Raw genomic sequence first — 13,028 nt, forward strand, 5'->3', positions numbered from 1 at the left:
TGAAAGTATACGAGCAAGCGCTCTGGATTGCAAGCCTCCTATGACGGAGACAGGATACACTCCTCTTGTTGAGGTACCTAGGCGCCACCAGTTTTTATGTTGGTGCACCAGGGACGCAATTGCGTCCCTGGTGCACCAACATAAAAACGACATTCGCACTCCTCAAGTATGAAAGCACATATAATGTAGGCCGCACCAGTTATATGAGGTGGTACATCGCGGGCGCGGATGCGCCCGCGATGTACCACCTCATATAACTGGTGCGGCTGCGCAGTGGCCGCCCGTGTGGGGGCGCTCACGTACGCTAACAGCGTATGGACAAACGCATACATTGTATTGACATGTCACAACAAAATTTGCTATACTGAACACAGAGAAAGTCGAATTGAGAAAATCGAGGTGCTGATCATGACCATTTCTTGCCAACTACGCCTGATGCTGGCTAGAGCAAATGTTGAGCGTGCCAGGCTGGGCGAACCTGCGCTGAGCTTGCGTCGGCTTGCCGATGAGAGCGGTGTATCATTAAGTGTGCTCGCGGCTCTGCACACGGGAAAGAACCAGCGTATCGACTATACGACGATTGATCATCTCCTCACGTACTTTAGCCGCTATTTTCGGGTCACCACCGATGATCTTCTTAACTGGGAGTTCCCACCAGAGCGTGAGAAACCACGGCAATATTCAGAATATGACAGGGACGCAACCCAAAAATCATCATACGCGTGATCCGCTTTCCATGTAAAAAGAGGATAATATGGCAATTTTACTTAAATCTCGCAAAGAGATCGATAAATTACGCGAAGCAGGACGTCTGGTTGCCCAGACGTTTGAAGTGCTTCGCCCCTATGTGAAACCAGGCACGACTACGGCCGAGCTGGACAAGATTGCTGAGGATTTTATCCGCAGTCACGATGCCACTCCGATATATAAAGGATATGGTGGTCATCCCGGCGGCAACGGGCGTCCCGCCATTCCACCATTCCCCGGCACGATCTGCGCTTCAGTCAACGAGGTAATCTGTCACGGTATCCCCAGCGACAAAAAGGTGTTGCAGGATGGAGATATCATTGGTGTCGATATCGGCGTCATCCTCAATGGCTGGGTCGGCGATTCCTGCATGACCTATGCCGTCGGCAACGTCGATGAGGAATCACAGCGTCTAATGGAGGTCACCCACAAGAGTATGGAACTGGGCATTGAGCAGGCGCGCCACGGCAATCACCTGGGTGATATCGGCGCGGCCATCCAGACCTACGCGGAATCTCACGGATTCTCCGTTGTACGTGACCTGGTAGGGCACGGCGTCGGACGCTCACTGCATGAAGATCCCAATGTCCCCCACTTTGGTCGTCCCGGCACCAATAAGCGTATTCAGAAGGGTATGGTCTTCACGATTGAGCCAATGATCAACGTTGGCACCTATAAAACCGAAACCCTGGCCGACCGCTGGACCATCGTTACCGCTGACCGCAAGCGCTCAGCCCAGTACGAACACAGCCTGGCCATCACCGATGGCGCCCCTGAACTGTTGACAGTTCTATAAGCAAATATGCGCGCAGCCCAGGTCAGGGCTGCGCGCATATTTGTTCTTCCTCATTGCTAATAAGTACACGAGACCTTATTCCCAGACAATAGCGACCTTGCCGGTCTTGCCACCATCAAAGGTTTCGTAGGCTTCGCGCGCCTGGTCCAGGGTAAAGCGATGGGTGACCATGACGTCGGGATGCAGATTCCAGCGCACCAGGTGCTCGACCAGATCCTCCATTTGCTGGATACTACAGACCCAGGAGCCAAAGAGGCTAAGCTGTTTGTGGATCAAGAGTGGACTGGGCGCAAAGGAGACGGTCCCCCCTTCTCCCACATAAACGACGCGTCCCCACTCACGGGCGGCCTCCAGGCACATGTGGCGTGCATCGGCGTTGCCGGAACAGTCGATCGCGACCTCAAATCCTTCGCCGTTGGTCTTGGTCTGTAACTGCTCCAACACTGCATGTCCCTCTTCCGGACCCACAACCTCCGCAATGCCTAATTTGCGGGCCAGTTCCCGCCGCTCAGGCACGTACTCAACGCCAACAACACGCGCCCCCATCGCCTGACAGAGCAGAGAGACGCCCAGACCCACCGGACCAAGTCCGGTGACGAGCACCGCGTCGCGGCCAGAAACGCCAGCGCGCACACAGGCTGCGTAGGCCGTACCAACTCCACAAGCAACCATAGCCCCGTCAAGATATGTCAGTTCATCGGGCAGGGCGACCAGAGTACGTTCCTCGGCCAGCAAGAAATCAGCATGTCCACCGTTGCGCTGCCAGCCATAGGCGGCCCGTCCATTTTGCTCCTGCGTGCAGCTGATCATCCAGCCGCTACGACAGTTATGGCAGACTCCACAGCCAGCAATATGATAGAGTACCACCCGATCGCCCGCCTTGAAGCGCTGCACTCCCGGTCCCACTTTCTCAATGATGCCGCACGGCTCATGGCCGGCGATCACCCCTTTATAGGCTTCAGGTCCTACACCCTGGTCCGTGGGACGATAGATGGCGCGCAGATCACTACCACACAGGGATGATGCCTTCATGCGCACCAGCACCTGCCCATGCCCCGGCTCCGAAACCTCGAAATCGCGCATCTCAACCCGCCGATTTCCCGGCAAAACGACGCCCTTCATTGTTGTCATGATAAAACAGACTCCTTTCGTAAATGCCTGATCTTCATCATACAACAATCTATTCAATCAAAGGCATACGCGATATGCTTGCGCGTCTCTTCAAGAACAGCCGCGGTCGAATCAGCGATAATCGCACCGGTCTGTATGAGCTGTTGTAGACAGCGTAGCCCGTCACCACCGGTATAATCGCGCGCCGCGAAGGTCTGCGACACTTGCTCTAAATCCTCTTTATGGCTATCAGAAATCGCTTCAGAAGCACAGGTGGTCTGCAGAGGAGCCGTGACCAGAAGCACACGCAGGCCATGACGAGCCACCTGCAAAGCTTCCTGAAACAGCGGCAGGTTCCCTGGTCCAATCGCGGCCGGACATAGGATTAAGAGATCAACACGCAGCAGGCGTTGTCGTACCTGCTCCAACACGCTGGCGGAGATCGGCGTATAGGGCTGCTCAGTGATCACGTCTTCGGCCAATCGCAGGGCCAGGGTGTGATCGCTATCACCGATATTCAACGCACCGGCACTAAATGGGATATGGGCGTCGGCCAGGGCACGCATCACCAGTTCGCCCGATCCCCCACCGGCAATAAGATGAACACGAGACGCCGATCGATTGCTTTTCAAAGGGGAAGTATCCTGGCTGGGTGGTAAAACGCTCAGGTGTTCGGCACCACGCAGGATACCTACCTGTACATCGATACCGTAGACACGGCTGAGCAGTCCCGGTTCCAGTACCTCGGCCGGCGTGGCATCGGCCACGATACCGCGCTGGAAGAGCAGCAGACGGGAGAAATAGCGCGAAGCCAGGTTCAGATCGTGCATGGCGGCAATGACGGTCATGCCGCGCTGGCGGTTGAGGTGCTGCACCAGTTCCAGCGTCTCGATCTGATACTTGATATCCAGGTGCGAGGTTGGCTCATCCAGCAGCAAGATAGTCGGTTGTTGGGCCAGAGCCATAGCGATCGTGACGCGCTGGCGTTCTCCACCGCTCAATTCATTGAAGATCCGTTCGGCCAGCGCGTCGACCCCGGCCTCGCGCATCGCTTGCTGAATGATCTCGCTATCATCAGGAGTCCCTGCGCCCCAGAATGAAGAGGCAAACGGGGTGCGGCCCATGCCAACCATCTGCTCCACGGTATAGGCGAAGGGCATGTGTAGTTCTTGTGGCACCACAGCGATACGCTGCGCGGCCTTGCGCCGTCCCCAGTGCCGCAGTTCGCGACCCTCCAGCAGAATCCGTCCCTGACGTGGCTGCAGGACGCCACTCAGCAGACGCAGCAGCGTGGTCTTGCCCGAGCCATTGGGGCCCAGCAGGCCAACCATCTCACCCGCCTGGATGGCGAGAGAGACATCGTATAGCAGCGCCTGCTGTTTATAGCCAAAAGCAACTTCTTGTACTTCCAGTACCGGTATGGACCTGTCTACCATTTATATTCTCGCTTACTGCTGCGCAATAGAAATAAGAAGAAAGGGGCGCCCACCAGGGCGGTAAAAACGCCAACGGGAATGACGGTTGGGGCCAGGATGGTACGCGCCAGCAGATCGGCCAGAGTCAAAAAGACAGAGCCACCCAGGGCCGCCGCTGGCAGCAGGACACGGTGACGCGGTCCCAACAGCAGGCGCATAAAATGCGGCGTCACCAGGCCAACAAAACCGATCAGGCCACTGATAGAGACCGCGGCGGCCGTCAGGAGCGAGGCCACCACCACGATCAGGAAGCGCATCCACTCGACATGCAATCCCAGGTGAGCCGCCGCGTCCTCTCCCAGCGCGAATACATCCAGCACACTAGCCAGCGCGAACGCGACCAGCAATCCCAGCAAAACAATGATTGCGACGACAGCCAGTGGTCCCCAGCCGACAATAGCGATTCCTCCTGAGAGCCAGTTATACAGTCCCAGCAGGCGTCCAAAGTCATTGGAGGGCCAGAGATTTAAAATCAGGGTCTGCACGGCGGTCAGAACTGCGTTGACGACAACGCCGGCCAGCAGCAACATGATCACCGGGGTGCGCCCATCTGAACGCGCCATGGCATAGACAAACACAACCGTCAGCACAGCCCCGCCAAAGGCCAGCAATGGTGTCAGGGGAAAAAAGTTTCCATAGACGGTATCAAAGGGTAACACAAAGGCGATCGTTGCTCCCAGGGCCGCGCCTGAAGATGTCCCCATCAGATATGGATCGGCCAGGGGATTGCGCAACATACCTTGAAAAAGCGTTCCCGCCACCGCCAGGGCCGCGCCAACCAGGACCGCGCCGACCACCACCGGCAGGCGCACCTGCACGATAATGATCTCCAGCGACGGGTCCCAGCGCACCGGAAAATGGAATAGACCAGTGCTGTTCAGCAAAATCTGCACAATTGTCGGTACAGGCACGGAAATGGAGCCAAAACTTATCGAGACCAGCATCACGATAAGCAGCAATATTCCCAGGCCACCAAGTACAAATGGTGGAGCGATACGATGTTGCTGTGGCCGCTCAGGATCGGGAGCCGTCCGAGTTGGACGTGTTACTGTTTTCATGTCTAACCGCTCATCCGGGTATTTTTGTAGCAGTCAGAAGGAGAGGCATCTGCCAGAACTGACGGGGAGGAAAGCTTTGCGCGACTCGCACATCGTGATTCATCCGGGTTCACTCCTTTGACGCGAAGGAACGTGAGCCTCTCACCGGGCAGGTCTCCTGGCTTACGACTATTGACGCGGTTCACAATGGCCTTCCCACCCCCTTTCTGCCTGATCAGGGACAGTGACCACGATGGTGGATAAACACATGAACCGCTCGCCGCTAACAGTAGCGCGACTGCGTCGGATTTGCACCGACTTCCCTATTCTGCCTGGATAAGATCCAGGCCACCCGGTAAAGACACTGTTACATATTTATCTGTAGAAGAGTATATCGACCATCACCAACAAAGTCAAGAAAATGCCTTAACAACCGTTATGTAGGAGGTGGTGGAATGCCATGGGTGGGTGCGAATGCACCCACCCATGGCATTCCACCACCTCCTACATAACTAATTGAGCGCCGCAGGCGCGAAACCTACGGCTTTCTGGCACGTTAGGCAGTAGCATACATAGCAAAGTTGCTAACGGTAACGGTCCCTCCCTGGTCAACGGCCAGGCCAACCGTGCCACTAGCGTACGTAGCATCGCTGACACTCCCCAACGCTTTGCCGTTAGAGTAAAAGTTAAACTGCGATCCCTTGACGACAACCATGAGCTTGCTAGCGGCGTGGGTATCACCGAAGGTCCCCTTAGAAAGCACTTTGGGGGCTCCGGTCGCGTTATCATAGACGGTCGCCTGCCAGCTACCATCGGGCGCGATCAGAAAGGTATATGTTCCCTGCTGGTTGCCTGGCTGGTTGCGAAAGTAAAGCCCAAAGCTACTGTTAGAGCTCTGCACCTGCTGCACATTAACTTCGAGCACATAGTCATTGGGATAATTTTTACCCGGCAAGGCGGTCAGAAAGATACCCTGTAGGGCCTGGGAGGTAGCGGTATTGGTAATCTGTGTACCGTTGCTCTGACAGTTGATGTTCGCGCCATTGTAAATCGTCCAGGTACCACTACCTGTATCGCAGGCCGGACCAGGACTGGCTGCGGAATAGAGCAATGGTCCAGTAGGCACTTTGCCGGATGCAGGTGGAGGAGCCTGCGTTGGGACGCTCGTAGGCTTCGGAGCCGGAGTGGCGGTTGGCGCGGCGGTTGGCGTGGCGGTTGGTCCACTCGTGGGCGTTGCCTGGGCCGTGGGAGTTCCCGTAACTCCTGTAACGGCGTTATTTTTGAATAGCTGAGTACCCGTAATGACGACCGCCAGTACCAGTACCACGGCACAGATCACGAGGAGTGGTACGAGCCACCAGGCACCCTTCTGTTTCGGTGGCACAAATGATGACCGCGGGGGTGGAGGCGGAGGTGGGGTTGGCAGATACACGGGTGTATTGCTACTGCTGGATCGCTCGTTAAATGGCCCATAATTCATAGCAGACGCCCGCGTAGTCGGCGTAGAGTCTGAGATGCCAATGCCAGAAGGCGGAGTATTTGCTGCCAGTATCGTTGGCGCTCCACCAGGCTGTATTACGGTTGGTACCGCGTCTTCTCCCAGCGCCTGATAACCGTTCGGCTGCTCAATAGCGGCATGCAGGGCCCGGGCCATATCACGGACAGAGGCATAACGCTGCATACGATCTTTGGCGGTCGCTTTCTGAATGACCGCATCCACACCCGCGGGAATTTCAGGGTGTGCCTGATGTAAAAGGGGCAGCGTCTCTTGCAAATGACGCGTAATCACAGCCAGTGAACTGGAACCGGTAAAAGGCACATGGCCACTCAGGAGAGTATAGAGCACCACCCCCAGTTCATAAATATCAGCCCTATAATCGACCGCCTCGCCCAGTGCCATCTCGGGCGCCATATACTCGGGCGTCCCCAGCGTCACACCGGTCCTGGTTAAGGCCGCGCCAGGCACAACATCATCAGCAAAGCGCGCAATTCCAAAATCGGTGAGCACCAGACGTCCATCAGCATGTAAAAGAAAATTAGCCGGCTTCAGGTCACGGTGGATCACCCCTTGCGCATGGGCATAATCCAATGCCGATGCCGCCTGGTCCATATAGGAGACGACATCCCCCAGCGGCAATGCCCCTTGCCGCTTCAGCCGCTCGCTCAGGCTGCCACCGGTCAGATACGGCATCACCAGGTATGCCAGACCATCCTGCTCACCGTATTCATACAGCGGCATGATATTCATATGCTCCAACCGGGCTACCACATCTGCTTCGCGACGAAAACGTGTCAGAAATTCCTGTGAAAATTCCCCGTCGTTGCCTCCCAGGTACGAATGAAGTACCTTAACCGCCACCTGGCGGATCGGACGCTGCTGTCGTGCCAGGTAGACCGCTCCCATACCACCCTTGCCGATCAACTTCTCCAACGTACAGGTTCCAAGCATCTTCCCGACCAGACCGTTTGAACTTCCCTGCATAATGCCGTGTACTCCTCTGACTCGCATCGTTTTTCCTTAATGTATTATAAACGATTGTAAGCCTCAATTATGTATTCTTCATTCCTATGCTTAAGTTTAAATACCCAATTGTCATAGAACCATAACCAAACTATTGATTATTACAACTGTAATATAAATAGATGGTTAACCAGGGCTACCTCTCACAGAGCATCTAACGCTCATGATCATCGCCTGCAGCCTGCATGTGTTTTCGCACCTGCGGTGCTCAGATATCTGTGTTGTGTTAGTGCATGGCGCGCGCATGCGCGCGCCATGCACTAACACAACACAACCAGTATGGAGGAAAAATCATAATGTACGATGAAGTGCCTCTCAAAACCCTACGACCGGGTGCCGTTTTTATCACCCACGATGGAATATGTGCAGTAAAATCACAATACCAGTATAACCGTTCTCACAATGCCCAATCCCTATGTATTCTGCTGGAAAATGGTGAGATCGCGTACTTTGATGATGGTAACAACACGCTTGTTCGCGAAATAAAATGTTCCCTTGATCCTCTGCTATTAGTCGATGAACGTGAAGCTAGATAACTAAGGTGGGAAGACCATTGCCTTATTCAGTTGTTTCACTGCTATAGCGATAGTTTCATGCAGGTTCACAGAGTTTCTTTTTATTGTATGCGTAAAGATATTTTTCTTTGAGAACAGGTGCGCGGCACCTATAAATAGCCAACAGTACCATTTCAGGCCTGTAATCCTGTACGGAAGGTCAGTTGACAAGTGGTTGCTTGCGCGTGATACTCTTAACTAAAGAGTAGTCGCCCTGGCACAATACAACTTCTCTATTTATGGTGATTGAGATGCAGGGGGATGGAACCAACCACTGCGTTCAACGCGGAGCCAATGGCGTTCCTACGTTTTTCTATCTTCCATTTGAAGGAATTATCATGGCTATTGAAAAAGAACTTTTCAGGCAGGTAATGGGACGCTTTGCTACCGGTGTGACGGTTGTCACGACGAGCAGTAATGATGTCCTTGCAGGTCTGACTGTCAATTCATTTTGTTCAGTTTCTTTAAATCCACCATTGGTTCTCATTTGTATTGATAATAATAGCAGCACACTACCGTTTCTGCGGGAAAGCAAGATCTTTGCGGTTAATATGCTGGCAAAACATCAAGAGCAGTGGTCGCGTGGCTTTGCGACCAATAGCCCCGAACGCTTTGAACATTTCTGCTATGCCCCCCACTATACCGTAGCCACCGGGGCGCCAATTATTAAAGATGTGCTGGCCTTTATCGACGCGCGCATTGTGGCCGAATACCCGGGCGGCGATCATGTCATCTTCCTTGGTCAGGTAGTAGCCATGGGAACCCCAGAGCACATGGGATTTGTTGATGAGCACGGCAATATTCAATCTGAGCCCGACGGTCAGCCTGCAACCAATGGTCATGGCCTCCATAAAGAAGAGGAACCATTGCTGTATTATGGCGGTCAGTATCGGCACCTGACTCGTCTGTTCCATGAACCCAGCTTGATAGAAGAGCAGCACGCGGAAAATGTTGGAGAAGCAGCACGTAACTAAGGAAACAGCGGAGACCCTGATTGACCTCCAGCAGCAGATCCGGCGTTGCCGGCTCTGTCAGGAGCATGGATATATTCCCGTAGCCCATCCAATCGTGAGCGGACGCGGCACCGATCGCATTCTGATTATTGGACAGGCCCCCGGCCATCGTTCGGTGGCGCAGGACCGGCCGTTCAGTGGCCCAGGTGGTCGCGTGCTACAGTCGTGGTTGGAGGCTGCGGGTTTTCCACCCGGCTATCTGCATGATCATACCTATCTCAGTTCCCTCACACGCTGTGATCCCGGCCGCCATAAAAGTGGGCACGGCGATCGCAAACCCTCGCCAGCCGAAATGGCTCTGTGCCGCCCCTATCTCAATGCCGAACTACGCCTGCTGCGTCCCAAAGTAGTGCTGCTGGTGGGTACGATGGCCATTGAAGCATTCTGCGGTAAGGTCCGGCTGGAGGAATGTATCGGCTCATATATTGAAGATAATGGGACGCTCTACCTGCCCCTTCCCCATCCCTCGGGCGTGAGTCGCTGGCTCAATGATCCCGAACACAAAAAATTGCACCAGCAAGCCCTGACGATTCTGGCCCACTGGCGCAATGTGTATCACTTGTAAACAGCTACCGCCTAGTGCTGATGATGGTCGTAATTGGCCTTGTCGGCGCGCTGGTGCATATCAAATTCGTGCACACCCTTTTTCAAAGTGCCCAGCGCCAGGGTTGCACACGTAGGACGGGTCATGACAACCTCGCGGCCCAGCTGGTCCATCAGGTCCTCGAACGTAATGTTTTCGATTTCTTCGGCACTCATGCCCTGCACCATCTCAGTCACATATGAGGCGGCAGCGCGGCTAATGGTGCAGCCGGTACCATCCCAGGCGATCTCTTTGAGCTTGCCGTCTTCACCAAAGCTGGCCTGCATGGTAATCACGTCGGCACAACCAGGATTGCCACCATTCAGATTAACATCTGGATGCTCAATTTCGCCTTGATTGCGAGGATTCTCATAGTGATCTAAGAGAAAGTCAATTGCTTCTTGACGGTTCATAGCTTCTCCTCTTTGGAGGGGTATAGTATTAAAGGGCACAATGATCTGCGCCCTACTCCATCCACCAATTATAACATGCTTTTATGAGCATACATGTTCTATCCATAAAATACGATAGTTGAATGCCCGGTGTTCCTTCTTCTAAATGAAAACACAATCCATGCCATGCTTATTCCCGCTCACCTTGCATTATATATTCTTAAAAAGGAGTGGACGCATCAGCGTATACCTTTTCGAGCAGGCGTTCGGCGAGGCCGGTGTTGCGCAGGGCGACGCGATCGTTGCGCACGGCGTACTCAAGGGCGGACGGCTGGCCAACGATGACGCAGAAGCGTTTGGCGCGTGTGATAGCCGTATAGAGAAGGTTGCGCTGTAACAGCATATGGTGCTCACGCACCAGCGGCAACACGATGGCGGGATATTCGCTCCCCTGACTCTTATGCACCGTCACCGCGTAGGCCAGCAACAGTTCGTCCAGTTCATGAAATTCATACTCGACCAGCAAGGGGCCGGCCTCCTCAGCGAACTCTACTTTAACAAGCAGATTCTCGCGATCGATGTGCCGGATAAAACCAACGTCCCCATTGAAAACCCCTTTGTCGTAGTTGTTCCTGATCTGCATGACCTTGTCGCCAACGCGCAACAGACGATCTCCCCATTCTACCTGCGCCGGCGCGTTCGGATTAAGCTGGGCCTGCAGGCGTTCATTGAGGAGCTTCACCCCTACGGCGCCTTTATACATGGGCGCCAGCACCTGAATGTCCGCGATAGGATTAAAGTGATACCTGGCCGGAAGCCGGCGCTGTACCAGGTCCAGCACCAGTTGTTGGGCCCGAAATGGATCGTCTTCGCGCATAAAAAAGAAGTCGCTTTTGGCCTCGATGCGCGGACTGGGGACGATGCCGCTATTGATCTGGTGCGCGGTGACCACGATCTTGCTCTGCTGAGCCTGCCGAAATAACTCGGTCAGGCGCACCGCCGGGATCGCTTCTGAGCGCAAAAGATCGCGCAGGACGTTGCCGGGTCCTACCGAGGGCAACTGGTCGGCATCTCCCACCAGCAGCAGGTGAGAGGTACGTGGCAGGGCCTTGAGCAGATGGTAGAACAGCAGGATATCGACCATCGAGAACTCGTCCACAATGACAAACTGGTGTGGCAGGGGATTTTCCTCGTTGCGCTGATAGCTGTTGTCGTGAGGTGCATATTCAAGCAGGCGATGCAACGTTTTGGCCTGGACGCCGGTGGCTTCGGTCAACCGCTTGGCCGCCCGCCCAGTTGGCGCTGCTAGAGCCACATCCACCTTGCGCGTGCGCAGCAGCATCAGCAGAGCGCGCAGAGAGGTGGATTTTCCGGTACCCGGTCCGCCCGTCAGGATAGAGACCTTCTGTTGATAGCCTACCTGGACCGCTTCACGCTGCTTTTCTGTCAACTCCATATGGCGCTGCTGCTTGAGGCGCTCAAAGACGATCTCCCATTGGCGCGCTGTGGTTGGTGGCAGGCAGCTTGGGGCGCCACGCAGGATGCGCAATAAGCGCGTCGAACCGTTTTCCGCATACCAGAAGGGTCCATAGTAGATGCGCGACTGCTCTTCAGCTATGGCGGCCTGCACGCCCGCTGTTTCATAACTGGCAGGTTCTTCGGCTACCGTATGGTTGTCAGCCTTCTCTATCGTAGTTGTGGTTGTCGCCGCTAGCGCGGGTGGGGACTCGACAAATATATCCCGCTCCGAACGCAGTTGCTCCATTGCGGCCTGCAACGTTTCTGTAGGGACCTGCAGGATCTGTGACGCGCGCTGAATCAGGTCATTTTCCAGCAAGAAACAATGACCGTCGTCATTGGCTGCCTGCGTCAGCACATACTTCAAACCGGTCGCCAGGCGTGGAATCCCATCTGGAGGCAGCCCAAGCTTGACCGCGATATCATCGGCGGTGCGAAAACCGATGCCATGCACCTCTTCCGCTAACTTATAAGGATTTTCGCGCACGATCCTGATCGACTCGCGACCGTACTCTTTATAGATGCGTGTAGCTACGTTCATAGAGACGTCGTGAGACTGCAAGAAGAGGTGCAGTTCTTTAATGTCTTCCTGTTCCAACCAGGCCTTTTCGATCCGCTCGCAGTCTTTGGCGCTGATCCCCTTGACCTGTGTGAGCAGTTCTGGCTGCTGCTCAATAATGGCCAACGTCTGCTCTCCAAAATGATCGACAATGGCCTGGGCCTTCTTCGGTCCAATGCCTTTGATCAGACCCGAGCTTAAGTAGCGTACCATACCCTCTGTGGAAGCTGGCAGGCGCTGCACAAAACTGGCGACACGCAGTTGCCGACCATAGCGTGGATCGCTCTCCCACTCACCCTCTACCGATAACAATTCTCCTGGATGAATACCCGGCAAGAGCCCTACGATGGTGGTTAAATCATCGCGAAACAGGCGCCCACGATCGTTCAAGCGAAAGCGCGCCACCGTATACTGATTATCTTCATTGCGAAAAACAATATTCTCAACAGAACCTTCGAGCTTTGGCATAATTTATCTATCTATCTATCGGCCCCCTGCGGACACTTCTATCCTTCCTGCACAAAATAACATTCTTGCCGGTTGTAGCAATTCCGGTTATAGGCATCATTGGATCAATGCGGCCGTCTGATCCTGAAGAGGTGGATGGTTACGTTGCTCATAAAGCAAGCCTGAAAAAACCACTGCCTGTGCCGTGAGGTGCAGGTGGTCAGACATATATTCTTCTATGTCCGCCGCATGGCCCCCTTGTGGAGACTATATCAC

General features: G+C 54.5%; 11 protein-coding genes and 1 riboswitch. Of the genes, 5 read left to right on the forward strand and 6 right to left on the reverse strand.

The window, feature by feature from the left end:
- The first annotated feature begins 408 nt into the window (after window positions 1-408).
- Entirely contained in the window at window positions 409-726 is a 318-nt protein-coding gene (locus tag AABA21_RS15475) for a helix-turn-helix domain-containing protein (RefSeq protein WP_338251601.1), read from the forward strand.
- 28 nt (window positions 727-754) lie between these two features.
- Window positions 755-1,543, forward strand: a complete 789-nt coding sequence (gene map / locus AABA21_RS15480; RefSeq protein ID WP_338251603.1) for a type I methionyl aminopeptidase — start codon at window positions 755-757, stop codon at window positions 1,541-1,543.
- 75 nt (window positions 1,544-1,618) lie between these two features.
- On the opposite strand, the gene AABA21_RS15485 is transcribed toward map, so the two are convergent.
- From AABA21_RS15485 to AABA21_RS15500, 4 genes are all read right to left on the reverse strand, one after another.
- Window positions 1,619-2,665: a zinc-dependent alcohol dehydrogenase family protein gene (locus tag AABA21_RS15485; protein WP_420917194.1), complete on the reverse strand. Its 1,047-nt coding sequence runs from the start codon at window positions 2,663-2,665 to the stop codon at window positions 1,619-1,621.
- A gap of 62 nt (window positions 2,666-2,727) precedes the next feature.
- On the reverse strand, window positions 2,728-4,089 hold the full coding sequence (locus tag AABA21_RS15490; protein WP_338251606.1) for an ABC transporter ATP-binding protein: 1,362 nt from the start codon (window positions 4,087-4,089) through the stop codon (window positions 2,728-2,730).
- The gene (locus tag AABA21_RS15495) at window positions 4,083-5,186 is read right to left on the reverse strand and encodes a FecCD family ABC transporter permease (RefSeq protein ID WP_338251608.1); all 1,104 of its coding nucleotides are present in this window, start codon (window positions 5,184-5,186) and stop codon (window positions 4,083-4,085) included. The genes AABA21_RS15490 and AABA21_RS15495 overlap by 7 nt, the downstream gene beginning before the upstream one ends.
- A 130-nt stretch (window positions 5,187-5,316) precedes the next feature.
- Window positions 5,317-5,536, reverse strand: a riboswitch (cobalamin riboswitch).
- A gap of 185 nt (window positions 5,537-5,721) precedes the next feature.
- Window positions 5,722-7,647, reverse strand: a complete 1,926-nt coding sequence (locus AABA21_RS15500) for a serine/threonine protein kinase (RefSeq protein ID WP_338251610.1) — start codon at window positions 7,645-7,647, stop codon at window positions 5,722-5,724.
- Window positions 7,648-7,982: 335 nt separating this feature from the next.
- Here AABA21_RS15500 and AABA21_RS15505 point away from each other — a divergent pair, with 335 nt between their 5' ends.
- From AABA21_RS15505 to AABA21_RS15515, 3 genes are all read left to right on the forward strand, one after another.
- On the forward strand, window positions 7,983-8,222 hold the full coding sequence (locus AABA21_RS15505) for a hypothetical protein (RefSeq protein ID WP_338251612.1): 240 nt from the start codon (window positions 7,983-7,985) through the stop codon (window positions 8,220-8,222).
- Between the two features lie 356 nt (window positions 8,223-8,578).
- The gene (locus AABA21_RS15510) at window positions 8,579-9,214 is read left to right on the forward strand and encodes a flavin reductase family protein (protein ID WP_338251614.1); all 636 of its coding nucleotides are present in this window, start codon (window positions 8,579-8,581) and stop codon (window positions 9,212-9,214) included.
- Window positions 9,189-9,818 carry a uracil-DNA glycosylase family protein gene (locus tag AABA21_RS15515; RefSeq protein ID WP_338251616.1) on the forward strand — a complete coding sequence of 210 codons (630 nt, stop codon included), beginning with the start codon at window positions 9,189-9,191 and terminating at the stop codon, window positions 9,816-9,818. The genes AABA21_RS15510 and AABA21_RS15515 overlap by 26 nt, the downstream gene beginning before the upstream one ends.
- Window positions 9,819-9,829: 11 nt before the next feature.
- On the opposite strand, the gene AABA21_RS15520 is transcribed toward AABA21_RS15515, so the two are convergent.
- Entirely contained in the window at window positions 9,830-10,249 is a 420-nt protein-coding gene (locus AABA21_RS15520) for an iron-sulfur cluster assembly scaffold protein (RefSeq protein WP_338251618.1), read from the reverse strand.
- 199 nt (window positions 10,250-10,448) lie between these two features.
- The gene (gene recD2, locus AABA21_RS15525; protein ID WP_338251620.1) at window positions 10,449-12,773 is read right to left on the reverse strand and encodes an SF1B family DNA helicase RecD2; all 2,325 of its coding nucleotides are present in this window, start codon (window positions 12,771-12,773) and stop codon (window positions 10,449-10,451) included.
- Between the last annotated feature and the right edge of the window lie 255 nt (window positions 12,774-13,028).

This window comes from Dictyobacter halimunensis (assembly GCF_036245075.1).